Origin of the sequence: Corallococcus sp. AS-1-12 (assembly GCF_020036995.1) — a bacterium.
GTDB lineage: Bacteria > Myxococcota > Myxococcia > Myxococcales > Myxococcaceae > Corallococcus.
Genome location: NZ_JAIQDD010000007.1, coordinates 66,966 through 85,004, shown reverse-complemented (window position 1 = coordinate 85,004; position 18,039 = coordinate 66,966). Strand labels below are relative to the sequence as shown.

At 70.5% G+C, this 18,039-nt stretch carries 15 protein-coding genes; 9 read left to right on the top strand and 6 right to left on the bottom strand.

Annotation, left to right across the window (positions count from 1 at the left end):
- Positions 1–6 precede the first annotated feature (6 nt).
- On the bottom strand, positions 7–741 hold the full coding sequence (locus K8556_RS14125) for a phospholipase (RefSeq protein ID WP_223740590.1): 735 nt from the start codon (positions 739–741) through the stop codon (positions 7–9).
- Entirely contained in the window at positions 738–1,436 is a 699-nt protein-coding gene (locus K8556_RS14120; protein WP_223740589.1) for a peptidylprolyl isomerase, read from the bottom strand. The genes K8556_RS14125 and K8556_RS14120 overlap by 4 nt, the downstream gene beginning before the upstream one ends.
- A gap of 75 nt (positions 1,437–1,511) precedes the next feature.
- Between K8556_RS14120 and speD the strand changes: the two genes are divergently transcribed.
- From speD to K8556_RS14085, 7 genes are read left to right on the top strand one after another with little or no spacing between them, the layout of a single operon-like run.
- Complete coding sequence (speD, locus tag K8556_RS14115) at positions 1,512–1,862, top strand: adenosylmethionine decarboxylase (protein WP_223740588.1); 351 nt, start codon at positions 1,512–1,514, stop codon at positions 1,860–1,862.
- Positions 1,859–3,775: a DUF4178 domain-containing protein gene (locus tag K8556_RS14110; RefSeq protein WP_223740587.1), complete on the top strand. Its 1,917-nt coding sequence runs from the start codon at positions 1,859–1,861 to the stop codon at positions 3,773–3,775. The genes speD and K8556_RS14110 overlap by 4 nt, the downstream gene beginning before the upstream one ends.
- A 19-nt stretch (positions 3,776–3,794) precedes the next feature.
- Positions 3,795–3,956 (top strand): hypothetical protein, encoded by a 162-nt coding sequence (locus K8556_RS14105; protein WP_014393983.1) that lies wholly within the window; start codon positions 3,795–3,797, stop codon positions 3,954–3,956.
- Positions 3,956–4,183: a DUF350 domain-containing protein gene (locus tag K8556_RS14100; RefSeq protein WP_014393984.1), complete on the top strand. Its 228-nt coding sequence runs from the start codon at positions 3,956–3,958 to the stop codon at positions 4,181–4,183. Before K8556_RS14105 ends, K8556_RS14100 begins: the two co-directional genes overlap by 1 nt.
- Positions 4,184–4,196: 13 nt before the next feature.
- A complete protein-coding gene (locus tag K8556_RS14095; RefSeq protein ID WP_223740586.1) occupies positions 4,197–5,693 on the top strand; it encodes a polyamine aminopropyltransferase in 1,497 nt (498 codons plus the stop codon).
- Positions 5,684–7,315, top strand: a complete 1,632-nt coding sequence (locus K8556_RS14090; RefSeq protein WP_223740585.1) for an FAD-dependent oxidoreductase — start codon at positions 5,684–5,686, stop codon at positions 7,313–7,315. Before K8556_RS14095 ends, K8556_RS14090 begins: the two co-directional genes overlap by 10 nt.
- Before the next feature lie 26 nt (positions 7,316–7,341).
- Entirely contained in the window at positions 7,342–8,607 is a 1,266-nt protein-coding gene (locus K8556_RS14085; RefSeq protein ID WP_223740584.1) for a low specificity L-threonine aldolase, read from the top strand.
- Between the two features lie 75 nt (positions 8,608–8,682).
- Here the strand turns inward: K8556_RS14085 and K8556_RS14080 are convergent, their stop codons facing one another.
- The 3 genes from K8556_RS14080 to K8556_RS14070 form a co-directional block, all read right to left on the bottom strand.
- Positions 8,683–9,114 carry a cupin domain-containing protein gene (locus K8556_RS14080; protein ID WP_223740583.1) on the bottom strand — a complete coding sequence of 144 codons (432 nt, stop codon included), beginning with the start codon at positions 9,112–9,114 and terminating at the stop codon, positions 8,683–8,685.
- A 370-nt stretch (positions 9,115–9,484) separates the two neighbouring features.
- Entirely contained in the window at positions 9,485–11,299 is a 1,815-nt protein-coding gene (locus tag K8556_RS14075; protein WP_223740582.1) for a serine/threonine-protein kinase, read from the bottom strand.
- Positions 11,296–12,165, bottom strand: a complete 870-nt coding sequence (locus K8556_RS14070) for a DUF2381 family protein (RefSeq protein ID WP_223740581.1) — start codon at positions 12,163–12,165, stop codon at positions 11,296–11,298. The genes K8556_RS14075 and K8556_RS14070 overlap by 4 nt, the downstream gene beginning before the upstream one ends.
- A 147-nt stretch (positions 12,166–12,312) precedes the next feature.
- On the opposite strand from K8556_RS14070, the gene K8556_RS14065 reads away from it, so the two are divergent.
- Positions 12,313–13,455 carry a hypothetical protein gene (locus tag K8556_RS14065; protein WP_223740580.1) on the top strand — a complete coding sequence of 381 codons (1,143 nt, stop codon included), beginning with the start codon at positions 12,313–12,315 and terminating at the stop codon, positions 13,453–13,455.
- A gap of 13 nt (positions 13,456–13,468) precedes the next feature.
- Positions 13,469–15,640 carry a bifunctional alpha,alpha-trehalose-phosphate synthase (UDP-forming)/trehalose-phosphatase gene (locus tag K8556_RS14060; RefSeq protein WP_223740579.1) on the top strand — a complete coding sequence of 724 codons (2,172 nt, stop codon included), beginning with the start codon at positions 13,469–13,471 and terminating at the stop codon, positions 15,638–15,640.
- 22 nt (positions 15,641–15,662) lie between these two features.
- Here the strand turns inward: K8556_RS14060 and K8556_RS14055 are convergent, their stop codons facing one another.
- Positions 15,663–17,960 carry a hypothetical protein gene (locus K8556_RS14055; RefSeq protein ID WP_223740578.1) on the bottom strand — a complete coding sequence of 766 codons (2,298 nt, stop codon included), beginning with the start codon at positions 17,958–17,960 and terminating at the stop codon, positions 15,663–15,665.
- Positions 17,961–18,039: the final 79 nt, after the last annotated feature.

Sequence of the window (18,039 nt, the reverse complement as noted above, 5' to 3'; positions counted from 1 at the left end):
CGGCGGTCAGCGCCCGTCCAGCCGCTTCACGAGGAACGCCGCCAGCAGCTCCAGCTCCTCCGTGATGATGGTGTGCCCACCGTCGAAGGGCAGGAACTCCACCGGCATCCCCGCGCCCGCCAGCAGGTCACGCAGGCGCTCGCCCTCCTGGAAGGGCAGCACTGGATCCTGCCGGCCGTGTCCCTGGAACACCGGCAGCGACGGCCGGGCGCGGACCCGGGGCTCCCACTCCTTGCCGGCGACCATCGCCCCGGACAGGAGACACAGGCCGGCGGGGCACTCGTCCAGCCGCAGCGCCACGTCCGTGGACATCATCGCGCCCTGGCTGAAGCCTCCCAGCACCACGCGGCCCATGGGCACCGGGAGCGCCGCCACCACGCTCATCAGCGCGCGGCGCGCGGCGGGCATCCCCGGCGGCACCGCCTGCGAGTAGTGCGCCCAGTCCCGGCCCTGGCCCATCAGGATGGCCATGGGGAGCTCGAACCACGCGCGGCCCCCGGGCATGCCCAGCGCGTCCAGCGACAGCGGGGCCTCCGGGAAGACGAACCGCACGCCCTGCGCCAGGCGGGGCGCGGCCATCATCAGCTCCGGCGCCAGCGCCACCAGGTCCGTGCCCGGCGCGCCGAAGCCGTGGCTCAGCACCACCACCAGCTCCGGCGTCGCGCCCTCGGGGAGCGCGTCCACCACGTGGCAGTCCAGCTCCCCCAGCTTCGTGCGCACGTGGCGCGGGCGGAGGCTCACGGCTGCGTGTCGCTGATGGTGACGTGCTGGATGACCATGTCCGTGTCCGGGCGGTCCTGCCGGTTGCGCGGCGTGTTGGCGATCTTCTCCACCACGTCATAGCCCTTCACCACCTCACCGAAGATGGTGTGCCGGCCCTTGAGGAACTGCGGCGTGGACGTGGTGATGAAGAACTGGCTGCCGTTGGTGCCCGGGCCCGCGTTGGCCATGGCCAGCAGGCCCTTCTTGTCGAAGTCCCGGTTGCTCTTGAACTCGTCCTCGAAGCGGTAGCCCGGGTCGCCGCGGCCGGTGCCCGTGGGGTCGCCGCCCTGGATCATGAAGTCCGGGATGACGCGGTGGAAGATGACGCCGTCGTAGAGCGGCTTGCCCTCCACGCGCTCACCCGTCTTGGGGTTGATCCACGCCTGCTCGCCGGACGCCAGGCCCACGAAGTTCGCCACCGTCTTGGGCGCGTCCTGGGAGAAGAGCTTGAGCACGAGGGTGCCCTGGTTCGTCTCCATCGTGGCCCACAGGTCCTGGCCCTCCAGGGCCTTCTTCTGGAAGCCCTTCGCGGAGGCCACGTCCGTCTGCAGGCTCACCGTGCGGGGAGCCGGTTGTGCTGCGGGAGCCTTCGCGGCCGGCGGCTGCTCCTTGTCCTTGGAGCACGCGGTCAGGGCGAGGCAGAGGAGTCCAGCGGTCAGGAATCGGGTGCGCATGGGGCGCGCATCCTAGCGGCTTTCGACCCGGCTCCAGCGTGTTAAAGAGGGTCTCCACTCCCGGAGGTTTCCCCTGTGACAACCGGACAGGAATGGCTGGTTGACGCGAGCGGCTGCGCGCCGGAGCGGCTCAAGGACGCGGCCGCGCTGGCGGCGCTCTTCGAGGAGCTGGTCGTCCTGATGGACCTGAAGGTCGTGGGCCAGCCGCAGTGGCACGTCTTCCCGGAGCCCGGCGGCGTCACCGGCCTGGCGCTCCTGGCCGAAAGCCACCTGACCATCCACACCTTCCCGGAGCACGGCTTCGCCGCGCTCAACGTCTACTGCTGCCGCACCCGCGCACGACCGGACTTCGACGCGCTGGCGGCGAAGCACCTGGGCGCCACGTCGTGCCGCGTGCGCGAGCTGTCGAGAGGAGTGGAGGCGTGACGCAGGGGGCGTGTCCGTCGTGTGGCGCGAGCGTGGAGTTCTCCGCCGGGTCGGCGCAGGTCGTGGTGTGTGGCCACTGCCAGACGATGGTGGCCCGCGTGGGCGCGGAGCTGGAGGACCACGGCAAGGTGGCCCGCATCGTGGAGACGGACTCTCCGCTGCGGCTGGGCCTGGAGGGCCGCGTCAACGGCACCGCGTATCAAATCGTGGGGCACCTCCAGAAGGACCACGGCGCCGGCCCCTGGGACGAGTGGTACGTGGAGATGTCCGACGGACGCACCGGCTGGCTCAGCGAGTCCGAGGGCGCCTTCCACCTGCTCTCCGACGCGGGCGTGGAGGAGGGCATCGAGCTGGAGCACCTGCACCCCGGGGACCGGCTGCGCCTGCGCAACCGCCCGCTGGTGGTGGAGGAGCGCGGCCACGGGCGCGTCGTCGCCGCGGAGGGCCAGCTCCCCAGCGACGTGGACCCCCAGGCGGACAGCTACTACGTGGACGCCACCGGCCCGCGCGGCCTGTTCGTCACCCTGGACTTCGGCACGCGCGACCGCGACCCGGAGGTGTTCCTGGGGCAGCGGCTGGAGCTCAAGCAACTGGGCATCCCCGCGGGGGAGCTGCGCCCCCGCGTGCGCAAGGCCCAGCTCCAGCAGGCGCGCTGCACCAACTGCAACGGCCCCCTGGAGCTGCGCGCGCCGGACCAGACGCTGCGCGTGGCGTGCCCGTACTGCGGCGCGCTGATGAGCGTGGCCCAGGGCAAGCTGGCCTTCCTCAAGCTGCTCCAGAAGCCGGAGCTGCCGGCCGCCATCCAACTGGGGCAGAAGGGCACGCTCGACGGCACGGAGTGGATCTGCATCGGCTACCAGGAGCGCTCGTGCGTGGTGGAGGGCACGCGCTACCCGTGGATGGAGTACCTGCTCTACCACCCGGCGCGCGGCTTCACCTGGCTGATGGAGTCCAACGGCCACTGGGTGTTCCTGACGCCCATGGCCGCCGGTGACGCGAACGTCGTGCCGCAGGTGTCCGCCCACTACGGGGGCCGCCGCTACAAGGCCTTCCAGTCCGTCACCGCCGTCACCGACGCGGTGGTGGGCGAGTTCTACTGGAAGGTCTTCCAGGGCGAGAAGGCGCGCGCCACGGAGTACGTCGCGCCGCCGTACTCGGTGAACGAGGACGCCACCGACAATGAAGTCACCTACACGCACGGCGAGTACCTCACGCCGGAGCAGGTGCGCGACGCCTTCAAGCTGAAGGAGCCGCTGCCCGGGCCCCGGGGCATCGCGCCCAGCCAGCCCAACCTGCGCCGCGAGTCGATGCTGCGCACGCTGCGCTGGTCCGCGGTGTGGCTGCTGGGCCTGTTCGCGCTGGCGGCCGTGTTCCACATGCGCGCGCTCAACGCGCGGGTGCTGGACCTGCAGGTGACGCTGCCCCGGACCGCGAACTCCGGCACCGCCGACGCCATGCACTTCAGCGAGCCCTTCGAGCTCCAGCGGGACGGCAACGTGCGGGCGCAGATCCACATGTCGCAGGCGCTCAACAACGCCTGGGTGGGCGTGCAGGGCGACCTGGTGAACCAGGACACGCAGGACGTGGTGAGCTTCTACGAAGAGGTGAGCTTCTACCACGGGCGCGACAGCGACGGCTCCTGGAGCGAGGGCAGCCAGAACGGCAGCGTGTTCCTGTCGTCGCTGCCCAAGGGGACGTACGTGCTGCGGACGACCACGTCGTTCGACCCGGCCCTGAAGCTCAAGGGGCCCCAGTTGGGGCCCGTCGTCAGCTACCAGGTGGTGCTCACGCACGACACGCCCAACGAGAGCTGGTTCGTCATCTCGCTGGTGCTGCTGCTGGTGATTCCGGCGCTGTCGTTCTTCTTCGCCAACGCCTTCGAAACCGAGCGCTGGAAGGAGAGCAACCTGTGAGCGGACAGGGAGGTGGACGATGAAGTACCTGGGCGGACTGGTGCTCGTGGCGTACGCGTGGGCCACCTATACGGGCTGGGCCCCTTTCAGTGACGAGGAGCGCGGCAGGGTGACCGGCGACGTGAAGCGCGGTCCCGGCGGCGTGCTCTTGTGGACCGGTGGATTCATGGGAGGCAAGTGATGCTGTTGCTCGGAGTGGTGGTCACCCTGCAGGGAGTGCTGGCGAGCGTCATCTATTCGCTCATCGGCCTGGTGGTGTTCGTGGCCGGCTTCTACGTCATCCGCCTCATCCTGCCGTACGACGTGCACAAGGAGATTGAGGTCGACCAGAACACCGCGCTGGGCATCGTCATCGGCTCGTTCATCCTGGGCCTGGCCATCATCATCGCGGCGGCCATCAGCGGCTGAAACACGTGACGCTTTGAACAAGACGCTGCTCTTCCTCACCGTCCTCGTCATCGCGACGTGCGGGCTCATCTACGAGCTCATCGTCGGGACGCTCGCCAGCTACCTGCTGGGGGACAGCATCACCCAGTTCTCCACCGTCATCGGCGGCTACCTCTTCGCCATGGGCATCGGCAGCTACCTGTCGCGCTTCGTGGAGCGCGGGGTGGCCCAGCGCTTCGTGGAGATAGAGCTGGCCGTGGCCCTGGTCGGCGGGCTGTGCGCGCCGATGCTCTTCCTCACCTTCACGCTCACCAGCGTGTTCCCCGTGGTGCTCTACGGCAGCGTGCTCGTCATCGGCACGCTGGTGGGGCTGGAGATCCCCCTCCTGCTGCGCATCCTGCAGGACCAGCTCAAGTTCAAGGACCTGGTCAGCCAGGTGCTGACGTTCGACTACCTGGGCGCGCTCGCGGCCAGCGTGGCCTTCCCGCTGCTGCTGGTGCCGAAGCTGGGGCTGGTGCGCACGTCGCTGCTCTTCGGCCTGCTCAACGCGGGCGTGGGGCTGTGGAGCACGTGGCTGCTCGCGCCCGTGCTGGCCAACCCCGTGCGCCTGCGCGTCAAGGCGGTGGCGCTGTGCGCGGGGCTGCTGGTGTGCTTCGCGCTGGGCGACCGGCTCACCACCTTCTACGAGGACCAGCTCTACGCGGATGACGTCGTCCACGCCACCAGCTCCCCGTACCAGCGCATCATCGTCACGCGCGGCAAGCGGGGCTTCTCGCTGTTCCTCAACGGCAACCTCCAGTTCGCCAGCATCGACGAGTACCGCTACCACGAGTCCCTGGTGCACCCGGCCATGGTGCGCGCGCAGAAGGTGGAGCACGTGCTCATCCTGGGCGGCGGGGACGGGCTCGCGGCGCGCGAGGTGCTGAAGTATCCGGAGGTGAAGTCCGTCACGCTGGTGGACCTGGACCCCGCCATCACCGGGCTCGCCATGAACTACCCGGAGCTGGCGGCGCTCAACCACCACTCCATGACGCACCCGAAGATGCGCGTCATCAACACGGACGCCATGCAGTTCCTGACGGAGGGCGCCAACGCCTGGGACGTCGTCATCGTGGACTTCCCGGACCCCAACAACTTCGCGCTGGGGAAGCTGTACACGACGGGCTTCTACAAGATTCTGAAGAAGCGCCTGGCGCCGGGCGGCGTCGCGGTCATCCAGAGCACCAGCCCCCTGTTCGCGCGGCGCTCGTTCTGGTGCGTGGAGACCACGCTGAAGGCTGCGGGCTTCTGGACGCAGCCGTACCACGCGCTGGTGCCGTCCTTCGGTGAGTGGGGCTACGTGCTGGTGGCGCAGGAGACGGCCAGCCGCCACCGCGCGTTGCCGGAGGGGCTGGCCTTCCTGGACGAGGACACGCTGGAGGGGCTCACGCGCTTCTCCCCGGACATGTCCCCGCTGCCGGCGGAGGTGAACCGGCTGAACAACCAGGTGCTGGTGCACTACTACGAAGAGGAGTGGCGCCGGTGGAACTGACGCGGCGCGAGCTGGTGGCCGCGTTCCTGGGCGCCTCCGTGGCGAGCGCCTGTACGCGGCAGGCCGCTCGCGCGCCGGTGCCGGGCGCCATCGTGGACCGGGCGGTGGACACCGGCCACAGGTTGCGCACGGGGCCGCTGCCGCGCGCGCAGGACTTCGAGCGGGTGGACGTGCTGATTGTCGGCGCGGGCGTGGCCGGGCTGTCCGCCGCGTGGCGCCTGTCCGCCGCGGGCGTGAAGGACGTGCGCGTGGTGGAGCTGGAGGCGGAGGCCGGGGGCACGTCCCGCTCCGGCCGCAACGCCGTGTCCGCGTTCCCGTGGGGCGCGCACTACCTGCCGTCCCCCCTGGAGGACAGGGGGCCGGTGATGCGCCTCTTGCGGCAGATGGACGCCGTCACCGGCGTGGACGCGGAGGGCCACCCGTCGTTCGCGGAGGAGCTGCTCATCCAGGAGCCCGACGAGCGCGTCTTCTACCGGGGCCACTGGTACGAAGGGCTGTACCTGCGCGCGGGCGCGAGCCCCGAGGACCTGGCGGAGCTGGAGCGCTTCGACGCGCGGATGAACGCCTTCGCCGCCGCGCGCGACGCGAAGGGGCGCAAGGCGTTCGCGGTGCCGGGGGCGCTCTCCAGCGACGACGCGGAGTGGACCGCGCTGGACGCGCTGAGCATGGCGCGATGGATGGAGGCGGAGGGCTTCCGCTCGCCCCGGCTCAAGTGGTTCGTGGACTACGCGTGCCGCGACGACTACGGCACCACCTCCGAGCACGTCTCCGCCTGGGCGGGCATCTGGTACTTCGCCGCGCGGCAGAACGGGAAGGGCGAGCGCAGCGACGGCTTCCTCTCCTGGCCCGAGGGCAACGGCCGGCTGGTGAGGCAACTGGCGTCGTCGCTGGGCCCGCGCCAGTTGGAGACGCAGGTGCTGGTGCACACGGTGGAGCCGGGCGAGGACGGCTGCCGCGTGCACGCGTTGGATGCGCGCACCGGGGCGCCTCGGGCCTTCCACGCCCGGCAGGTGGTGCTGGCGTGCCCGCGCTTCGTCGCCGCGCACGTGGTGGCGCCGTGGCGCGAGGCGCGCCCCGCGTGGATGGACGCCTTCGTCTACAGCCCGTGGGTGGTGGCGAACCTGACGGTGTCCGCGCCCCCCGCGTCGCGGGGCTTCCCGCTGGCCTGGGACAACGTCTTCTACGAGAGCCGGAGCCTGGGCTACGTGGTGGCCACGCACCAGTCGCTGCGCCAGGACGCGCGCGGGCCCACGGTGCTCACGTGGTACCTGCCCATGGCCGGCGCGGACGTGAAGGCGGAGCGCAATCAGGCCCTCTCCGCGACGTACGGGGACTGGGAGGCGCTGGTGATGGCGGACCTGCTGCCGGCGCACCCCGGGGTGGGCGCGCTCGCGCAGCGGCTGGAGGTGCAGCGCTGGGGCCACGCCATGGTGCGGCCCCAGCCGGGCTTCCTCTGGGGCGAGGCCCGCCGCGCCGCGCAGCAGAGCCTGGGGCGGCACCTGCACTTCGCGCACACGGACCTGGGCGGCATGGCCCTCTTCGAGGAGGCCAACTGGTTCGGCGTGCAGGCCGCGGAGCGGGCCCTGGCGGGAATGGGGCTCAAGAGCGCCAGTTGGTTGTAGCCATCCGAAGCGGGAGGGAAGGGCACATGAAGGACAGTCGCTTCAGCCGGGCGGAGTTCCTCGCACTCACCAGCCTGCTCGCGGGCTCCACGCTGTTCCCGGGGCGGGGCGACGCGGCTCCGGACGGGGGCACGCCGTCCCTGCGCACCACGAAGTCGCCGGGGCTCGCGGGCGTCCCCGCGGCGAACGCGAACGCGGCGGCGCCCTCCGCGGCCGAGTACGAACAACTGCGCAAGGGCTGCACCGCGTCACTGCCGGTGGCCTCCACGTCCGATGACGGCGCGGAGTACGTGCGCATTGGCGAGTGGATGCAGCGCCAGAAGCTGTCCAGCGACTTCTACGGCAACGGCGACTTCGTGCAGGCCTTCGAGAAGAAGCTCGCGGACCTGCTGGGCTTCGAGGACGCGTGCTTCATGCCCACGGGCACCATGGCGCAGCTCATCGCGCTGCGCATCTACGCGGACCAGGGCAACCTGCGCACGGTGGGCGTGCACCCGTCGTCACACCACGTGCTGCACGAGGACGACGCCTACTCCGTGCTGCACCAGTTGCGCGCGGTGAATCTGGGGCCGTGGACGCGGCCGCTGCTGGCGGAGGACGTGGCCGGTGCGCGCGACGCGCTGGGGAGCGTCAGCGTGGAGCTGCCGGTGCGCTGGCTGGGCGGGCAGCTCCAGACGTGGGAGCAGCTCCAGGAGCTCAAGCGCACCTGCCGCGACAAGAAGGTGAAGCTGCACATGGACGGCGCGCGGCTGTGGGAGAGCCAGCCCTTCTACGGCCGCTCCTACGCGGACATCTGCAAGGGCTTCGACTCCGTCTACGTGTCCTTCTACAAGATGGTGGGCGGCATCGGCGGCGCCATGCTGGTGGGCCGCCGCGACTTCATCCAGGAGGCGCGCGTGTGGCGCCACCGGCACGGCGGCAACCTGTTCCACCTGGCCCCGCTGGTGGCCTCCGCCGCCATGCGCTTCGACGCGGCGCTGGCCGCCATCCCCGGCTACGTGAAGCGGGCGAAGGCGCTCACCGCGCTCATCGCGGCGGACCCCCGCGTCACCGTGCTGCCGCAGCCCGTGCAGACGAACATGTTCCACGTGTTCCTGCGCGGCTCGCCCCAGTCGTACGTCCGTCAGCGCGACCGCATCGCGCGCGAGGACCGCGTCTGGGTGGCGGGGGGCTTCGGACAGACGCGCGTGCCCGGCGTCGTGTCCACGGAGCTGCAGGTGAGCGAGGGGCTGGGCCCCATCAGCGACGCCGACGCGGCCCGCGCCTTCCTGCGCCTGCTGGAGGCGGCCTGAGGCGTTGGCCGCCAACCCTGACGTCGGGTGTCAATGTCAGACACCCGACGTGTGAAACACAGCCTCGGCCGTGCGTCAGGCCGCCTTCTTGATGCTGTACTGCGGCTCCTGCTCCTGCGCCTTCAGGAAGAACTCCGAGTCGAGCAGCATCACGATGCGGCCCTTGTCGTCGTGGAACGCGATGGGGCCGTGCGCGGTGAAGTGCACGAGCGACTCCTCCAGCGCGGTGGTGGCGGGGTGCTCGGCGCCCAGCGGCTCGAACTCGTAGTCGCCCGCGCGGGTGATGCCCAGGCGGTCCTGCGTCGAGCCGGAGAGGATGAAGATCTCGGCCGGGCCCAGGTGCTTGTGCGGCGCGAAGACGGCGCCCTTCTCCATCTTCAGGATGGCGCTCCACACGCCCGTCTCCGCGCTCACGCGCAGCAGCCGGTAGGACGTTCCAGGACCGAGCGGCTTCCACTCGAGGTCGGCGGTGTGAACCAGTCCATTCATCATCGACATTCCGGACATGAAAGCCTCCACGGTCGGCCCTGCGTCTGTGTGTCTTCAGCCATGATAACGCCCAGGAAGGAAAACCTTGCAAGTTAGTCGCACGTGTCGGGTTGTTGTCTTTGACGCATCTCCTTGTCTCAGGAAGTTTTCACGGCGGCTGTCCGCCACCGCCGCTGCCGGTCGCATTTTCTGATCAGACAGAAAGAGCCCGGTGGTCGCGGACCCATGTGGGAAACCGCAGGGGAGGGCGTACCCGCGGCAGCGCCGAGTCGCACTGCCCTGGTCGCTCGAAACACCCATTGCCTTGAGCTGGCCCCGGGCCTTGAAGGTCGTCGCGGAGCTCGTGCTGGAAGCCATCCTTCTCCCCAAGGCGTCCCCCTCGTCTTGTTCAGGGCCAGCGGTCCACGACGTCACCGCGAATGATGTTCTGCTGAGCCTTGACCCTGCCATCCTTGAAGCCCTTGGAGGGAATCTCCACCACGAAGCAAACGGGCTGCTCCTCCTGCCCTGGCAGCTTCGCGCGGTCATACCGGATGACGACCGCCGGTCCTTCCGTGCGCCCCATCTTGTCGGACAGGTAGTACGCCGTCCCATGGAAGCGTGTCCCAGGCGGAGCCACCTGCACCTGTCGCGGATCAACCGCACCCTTGGGAACAACCGCCACCACCGCCGCACCCGCTGTAATCCAGGGGGCGTCACTCGTGGTGTAGCGGTCGTCCGGGATGACCAGGAAGCTTTCGCCCACTTCCCAGTGGAGTTCCTCCCGCATGGCCCGTTCCGCACCGGCTGGGCACGTGAACGACTCCGGGCGAATCTGGGAACCAGGGCAACCCGCCGCCAGCGCCGCGACAAGCGACAGGGAGGAGCACTCGACGGCCCCCAGAGGGCGCTTCTGCCTGCGAGAGGTGCGTCCTGGGGTTGTCGCTTCGAGGGGTGGGGTCTTCACGGGTGAACCTTCCTTGAGGGCGGCGGTGACTGCGGGGTCCGGCGTGGATACGGGCGTCCCGCCAGCGGGTGACATACCAGGGGCGGAGAGACTGGACGGCGCGGAACGAGAGGCCCCGGAGGACGGCGGCGTGGCAACGGCGGGCGGCGCGTGCGGGGGCCATGCTCCGGGACGAAACCCATAGGCCACAGCGGCGGCGAGCGCGATGCCCGCGACGACGACCGCGAGCCTTCGCCCCCCGCGGTGGGAGCCTGGCCTCAGGCTGACGTGCCGCGTGTGTGGAGACGCATGGGGCGGCGGCGCCATGCCGGTAGGCGAGGCGCGGTCAACCGGTTCAACCTGACGCTGCTCCGAGGGTGCATGCGCCGGCACGTCGTAGTCGTCGCCGGGCGAGGCAAGCAGTTCCGCGAGTTCGCGACGCAGCGTTTCGGTGTCGGCCGGGCGCCGCTTGGGGTCGCGCGAGAGAAGATCCTCGACGAGATCGCTCAACGCTTCGGGGACGCGGGCATTGACCGCACGCGCAGCGGGCGGTGTCGCAACGGGGCTGTTCAGCGAAAAGCGCCCGTTGAACCCTGTCGGGCGCGGATCCGTCAGCAGCTCATAGACCATGGCTCCGACCGCGAAGATTTCGTCCGCCACCTTGAAGTCGTAACGCGCCCGCTGCTCATTCCTGTGCTCACGCAGGAACTGGAACTGCTCTGGGGCCCGGAAGCGGTCCGTTCCCGGAGGCAGCCCCCCGTCCGTCAGTTCGTCGGCCAGCGTGTAGGTCGCACAGCTGAAGTCGATGATGATGGGCTCACCGTCGCTCTTGCGGACCAGGACGTTGCTCAGCTTCAAGTCGCGATGAAGCACGCCCCGGCCGTGCATATAGGACAGCGCGGCGCATAGCTTTTCGAAGACCCGCATGAGCTCACGCACCGTGGGGTGCTTGCGCTCCTTCCATTCCGCCAGCGTCCAGCCCTCCACGTAATCGAGTGCGATGTAGGCGTTGCCACTCTCTGCGTATCCGTAGCCCCGGTGTCCGATGATGTTGGGATGATCCAGCAGGAGGAGCGCCGTCAACTCGCGCAGCATGCGGGCGTGGGTCTGCTTGTAGTCCCCGCTGGCTTCACGGTGGCGCGCGATCTTGAGCGCGCATTGCTTGCCGTTCTTCTCCACGAGATAGACGACGGCGAACCCTCCATTGCCGAGTTCGCCCGAGACGCGCCATCCGTCCACGACGGCGCCCGACGGCAGCCTGAGCAGGGTCGCGGTCATTGAACTTCTCCTGGAGCAGGTCTTGGAAAGCGCACCTCGGGGATGGTGAGGGTACGTCCCCCGTCCCCGCGTACCTCCAGGGTGAACATGAGGCGGGGCTCCACCTCTTGTGTGTTCGCAATCACGAGCACCCGCCGCTCCTCTCCTGGTGGAATCGCGCCCTCTTGGACGTTCACAAGCCGTGCCCTCAGGGGGCCTCCCCCCCGGCCTACCAACAGTGCTTCTCGCGGCGTCCAGGAGGGCCGGTCGACCTCGTTGAAGACGCGGACATCCACCAGCACCCATCCCTTGCCGCGGAAGGACATGGCCTTGGAGGAAGAAAGCCCCTGCGAGCCGGGCTCGACCGCGTGGACCTTGGAGGTCGTGACGCCCATCCCGTCCACGTAGCCCAGCAGCACGAAGTCCTCCGGCTGTGGCACCCTGGCTTGAGGTCCGTTCTGGCAAGCGACGTCCGGCGGTTGGGGCCGCTGCACATCGATCCGCGTGTCCACCTCGGCCGGGACGGTCACCAGCGAGAAGGCGGCTCTCGCGGGTGTACCGCCGTCCGCGAAGAAGACACCCATCACCTGCCGTTCGTCCTCCCGGAGGTCCGACACGGCTTGAACGATGACCGACCGCTCCCCTGCATCCAGGACGCGGATCCGCGACTCGTCGAAGGTGAGGGACTTCCGCTGAATCGGTGAAGGGAACAGGAGCAGCGTCGGTGTGTCCTGGGTGACGTGGACCACGGGCAGCGGTTCACCCGCGGTCCTCGCGACAGTGACAGGCCGTTCCCGTCTGACGCGGCCCCCAGGTGACGCCTCTGCGTGCGCCGCCGCTCCCGCTGCGAGCGCGAGCACCAGGGCCAATTTGAAAGGTTGGAACAAGGATGCGTGACCTCCCACGTGGGAACGCTACCCCAGGGCGTACCGGTTTCCGGCATGCAGGGTAGAAACTAGGCGGACTCCTTGTGAGGCTCCGTCCGGGCGCGCTTCGTCCGGGGACGCGGGAGGGCTGGTAGGCTCCGCGTCCCGATGCCCCGTCTCCTCTCGCCCGCGCAGGCCTGGCTGTTCGGCCCTGGCGTGGACCTCACCGTGTTCGCCGGCAGCGCGCTGCTGTCCGTGGCCTTCGTGCTGGCCGCGCCGTGGCTGGGGGCGGCGGGGGACACGCCCGCGTGGGCGTGGCTGCTGTTCGTGGTGGGCGTGGACGTGGCGCACGTCTGGTCCACGCTGTTCCGCACGTACCTGGACGGCGAGGAGGTGTCGCGCCGCCCGGGCCTCTACGTGGGCGCGCCGCTCGCCGCGTACACGGCGGGCGTCTTCGCTTACATGGTGTCCCCGGCCGCGTTCTGGAGCCTGTTCGCGTACGTGGCGCTGTTCCACTTCATCCGCCAGCAGTACGGCTGGGTGGCGCTCTATGACCGCAAGGCGCGCGCGTCCGCCTTCGAGCGGCGCCTGGACGCCGCGGCCGTCTACGCCGCCACGCTGGGCCCCGTCGTGTGGTGGCACGCGAACCTGCCCCGCGCCTTCTGGTGGTTCGTGGAGAACGACTTCCTCTCCGGCCTCCCCCGGTGGGTGGGCACCGCGGCGCTGGGCGCGCACGCGGCGGTGCTCACGCTGTGGGCCGGCTTCCAGGCGTTGCGCATCGCGCGCGGCGAAGGCGTGCAGGCCGGCAAGGTGCTGCTGGTGGCGGCCACGTGGGTGGCGTGGTTCGGCGGCATCGTGCTGGCGCGGGACGACTTCGCGTTCACGGTGATGAACGTGGTGCTGCACGGCGTGCCGTACTTCGCGCTGCTGTTCCGCTACGCGCGCGGGCGCCACGCGGAAGGGGGCTTCGGCGAGTGGGGCGTGCTCCTGCGCGCGGGGCTGCCGGGCTTCCTGCTGTTCCTCGCGGGGCTGGCGCTCCTGGAGGAGGGGTTGTGGGACGTGCTGGTGTGGCACGACCGCCCGGTGTTGTTCGGAGACATGGGCCCTGTCCTGGAGTCGGATGTGCTGGCGCTCGTGGTGCCCCTGCTCGCGCTGCCGCAGGCCACGCACTACGTGTTGGATGCGTTCGTGTGGAAGGCGGGCAGGGAGCCCGCGCTGCTGGTCCGGCTCGGCTGGGCCCGGGCGGGCCAGGGGCCCATAAACGTCAGCCAGGCACAGAAGGCGGTAGCCATTCCCGGAAGGGGTGAATAGAGCTAGTGGGTCTATGGCTCGACTCCTGCTCGTTTCGAACCGTCTTCCCGTCACCGTCAAGGCGGAGAAGGATGCTGTCTCCGTGGTGCGCAGCGCCGGGGGGCTCGCCACCGGGCTCAGCCGCCCGCATGAGCGCTCCGGGGGCATGTGGATCGGCTGGCCCGGGGATGTCTCCCGTCTGACGGACGCCCAGCGCGCGCAGGTGGAGAAGCAGTTGGCGGACCTGCGCTGCGTGCCGCTGTACCTGTCCGCCAGCGAGGTCAGCCGCTTCTACGAGGGCTACTCCAACCGGGTGCTCTGGCCGCTGTGTCACTACATGCTGGACCGCGTCCCCCGGCAGGACCGGGACTGGGACGCCTACCGCAAGGCGAACGAGCGCTTCGCCGACCTGGCCGCGAAGCACTACCAGCCGGGCGACACCATCTGGGTGCACGACTACCAGCTCATGCTGGTGCCCGGGATGCTGCGCCAGCGCCTGCCGCACGCGCGCATCGGCTACTTCCACCACATCCCGTTCCCGTCCTCCGAAATCTTCAGCACGCTGCCCCGGCGCGGGGAGCTGCTCAAGGGCCTGCTGGGCGCGGACCTCATCGGCTTCCACGCGGTGAGCTACGTGCGGCACTTCTCCGGCACGCTGCTCAGGCACCTGGGGCTGGACACGGACATCGACCGCGTCCTCTTCCAGGGGCGCGAGGTGCGCGTGGGCGCCTTCCCCATGGGCATCGACGCCACCGCCTTCGAGACGCTGGCGGGCGAGCCCGGCGTGCTGGACGAGGTGAAGACGCTCCAGGAGCGCGCGCGCGGCGAGCGGCTGCTCGTGGGCATTGACCGGCTGGACTATACCAAGGGGATTCCCCGGCGCCTGCTCGCGGTGCAGCGCGTGCTGGAGCGGCAGCCGTCCCTGCGCGGGCGCCTGCGCTTCATCCAGGTGGCCGTGCCCAGCCGCACGCAGGTGCAGGCCTACGCCGAGTACCGCGAGACGGTGGACGAAATCGTGGGCCGCATCAACGGCCTCTACGGCACCGTGCACAGCACGCCCGTGCACTACCTCTACCGCTCGCTCAACGAGAGGCAGTTGGTGAGCCTCTACCGGGGCGCGGACGTGATGCTGGTGACGCCCGTGCGCGACGGCATGAACCTGGTGGCCAAGGAGTTCTGCGCGGCCCGCCCGGACGAGGACGGCGTGCTGGTGCTCAGCGAGTTCGCGGGCGCGGCGTCGGAGATGCGCGACGCGCTGCTGGTGAACCCCTACGACGTGGAGGGCATGGCGGACGCCATCGAGCAGGCGCTGGAGATGCCCGCCCCCGAGCGCAAGGAGCGCATGCGCGCCCTGCGCGCGGGCGTGAAGACGCGGGACGTGCACTGGTGGGTGGCCAGCTTCCTGGACCGGCTCCAGGGGCTGGCCTCGGTGGAGGAGAAGCCGCCGCTGCCGGACGGCATGCTCGCCGTGGAGAAGCTGAAGGGGCCGGGCCGCAAGGTGCTGTTCCTGGACTACGACGGCACGCTCGTGGGCTTCGCCCCCACGCCGGAGCTGGCCGCGCCGGACGCGGAGCTGATGACGCTGCTCCAGGAGCTGTGCGCCCGGCCGGACCTGTCCGTGCACCTGGTGAGCGGCCGCCCGCGCGACACGCTGGAGGCGTGGTTCGGCGAATTGCCCGCGGGGCTGCACGCGGAGCACGGCCTGTGGTCGCGCATGCGGCGGGGCCAGCCGTGGCAGGCGCTGCCGGGCGTGTCCTTCGAGTGGAAGCCGAAGGTGAAGTCCGTGCTGGACACGTTCGCGGCGCGGGTGACGGGCTCGTTCGTGGAGGAGAAGACGGCGTCGCTCGCGTGGCACTACCGCAAGGTGGACGCGGAGTTCGGCGCGCTCCAGGCGCGCGAGCTGCGCCTGCTGCTCTTCGAGAAGTTCTCCCAGGAGCCCATGCACATCCTGCCCGGGGACCGGGTGGTGGAGGTGCGGCCCCGGGGCGTCAACAAGGGCCGCGTGGTGCCGGAGGTGCTCAAGCAGGAGGCGCCGGACGTGCGCGTGGTGGCCCTGGGCGACGACGTCACGGACGAGGACCTGTTCGCCGCGGTGCCCCCGGGCGGCATCACCGTGCACGCGGGCAACAAGCACTCGCGCGCGGGCTACCGCGTGGAGGGGCCGCCGGAGGTGCGGCGCTTCCTGAAGGCGCTGCTCGGGAAGTAGCCCCGGCGGCGCGGCGCGGGCTTCAGAGGTTGAAGCCCACGTTGCCCACGGAGATGCTGGGTCCGAAGATGAAGGACCACTTGCTGGAGGGCACCACGGTGTCGGTGTTGGGGTCGCCGCTGGTGCGCCGGGTGATGTCGCCCCGGAACTCGCGGGCGATCCACGCCTGCGCGCCCACCGCCGCGCCCGGCCCGATGGGCACCCGCAGGCCCAGGCCCAGCACGGCCGCGAGCGTGGGCGGGAACTGGATCTCCCCCGACTGCGGCACCAGGCCCAGGCCCATCAGGCCCATCTCGATGCCCAGCAGGCGCTCCTGGCCCTCGTTGTTGAGCAGCGCCAGGCGCGACAGCACGCCGAAGTTGATGGCCAACTGCCCCGTGGGCTGCGTCGCGCGGTAGAGGCCCGCGGGGATGGTGGCCATGGTGTAGAGGCGGAACATGCCGCCGCGCACGATGGCGGTCCACTGCGCGGACGGCAGGCCCGTGCGGTCCACCGTGGAGAGGGCGTAGCGGGACTCGTCCGCGACGTGCGCCACCTGCACGAGGATGCGGTCGTACTGGCCCAGGTTGCCCTGCACGGGGATGACGCGCATCTCGCCCTTGGGGCGCAGGAACAGGCGCTGATCCACGCTGCTCTCGCCGCGCACGGAGCCGTCCGACTTCGTCACGGTGATGCGCAGGGTGATCTCCTGGTTGCCCTCCTCCGGCGTGAGGCGCTCGCGGTGGACGACGACGCGGCAGGTGTTGCGCATGGCGTACTCCAGCCGGTGCGGGCGGCTGGGGGAGAGCTTCTCGTCGTTGCCCTCCTTGTCCGCGCAGATGAGCTCCACCAGGTTCTCCACGTTGGTGGGCACGCTGGCCTCGCGCACCGCGCGCTGCACGCGCTCGTCGGTGAGGAACAGGTCGGACGTGGCCAGCTCCGCCGGCAGCGTGGGCAGCCGGTAGCCGAAGCGCAGCGACACGAAGCCGCCGGAGGTCGCCTCGCCCTGGATGAGCGTGGCGGACTCGCGCACCGTCACGGTGTAGGCCCCGCCCAGCGGGCGCAGCACGAAGCGGCCCAGGCCGCCGTTGGACGCCACCGTCACCTCCGCGGGGCGGTTGGTGGGCACGAAGTCGATGGCGCCGTGGCCCGGCAGCTCCAGGGTCGCGCGGGGGACGGGCGCGGCCTGCGTGTCCGCCGTCTCCGACGCCACCACCGTGCCGTCCACGCGCGACGTGATGGCGGTGACGACGACCTGGGGCTCGTTGGTGCCGCTGGTGCGCAGCAGCACGTACGTGCCGTCCTGCGCCTTCACCACGCGCTCCACGCGCACGCGCGCGCCGTTCACCGTCCACAAGAGGCCGCGCGGGTCGTGCGCGCAGGACGCGTCCAGGCGCATCACCAGCCCGGAGTTCTCCGCGTCGCGCAGCACCGTGCCCTCCACCGCGGAGATGGGGCACGCGAGCACGGGCAGCGTCTCCGAGAAGGACGTCTCCAGCGCGTCCCCCTTCGCGAAGAACACGCGCGGCACCAGCCGCAGGCGCAGCGCCACCGTGGGGTTCAGCCCCGGCACGTTGCGGATGGACACGGCGCCCTCGGTCACCTCGCACCTCGCGGTGCCGCAGTCCACGGACGCGATGGCCTCCGAGTGCGTCACCGCCGCGTAGCCGGGGCCCTTGGACAGGTCCACGCCGGAGGACTGCACCAGGGGCCGCGTGAGCACGGTGCGGCCGGGGCGCAGGCGGAAGTACTCGTCGTCCAGGAAGCGCCCGTTGGCGTCGTACGTCGTCACGTCCGCGCCCCTGCGGCCGTAGGCGGGGATCCACGACAGCGCCGCGTCCGTGGGCAGGCCGGGCGTCAGCGGGACGGCGCACTCGTTGGGGCCGTTGGGCTCCATGCAGACGTCCTGTCCCTCCAGCGAGAGCGTCTTCGGATCCACGCCCCGGGGCGTCCCGGACCAGGCGATGGCCACGTTCTTCAGGCCGGTGCCCTTGAGCTCCAGGCGCCCGTCGTCCGGATAGAACGTGGTGGAGGCGCTGTCGATGCGCGGGAAGGGCCCGGTGGCCACCACCACCACGGTGTCGGTGGCCGTGGCGCAGGAGGCCTCGTCCGCGGCGACCTTCAGCTCCAGCGTGCGGCTGGTCTCATCCGCGCGCGTGGGCGGCTTGAGCGTGCGGCCCTCCGGCCCCAGCACCCAGCCGCCGCGCACGGGGCCGCACAGCACGCCCTTGGGGATGACCTCCACCGCCCGCCCGCCTTCGGGGACCTGGACGACGGGAGCCGCGGTGGCGACCGTCGCCAGCAGCAAGCAGCCAAGGACGAGCGCGCGTGCAGGGTGCATGCATCTGCTTAAGCACGGAGGGCCGCGTCCGGGTCAAGCCCTCCGTGCTCCCGCGACACCCGGCAGGCGTCGCGAGTGT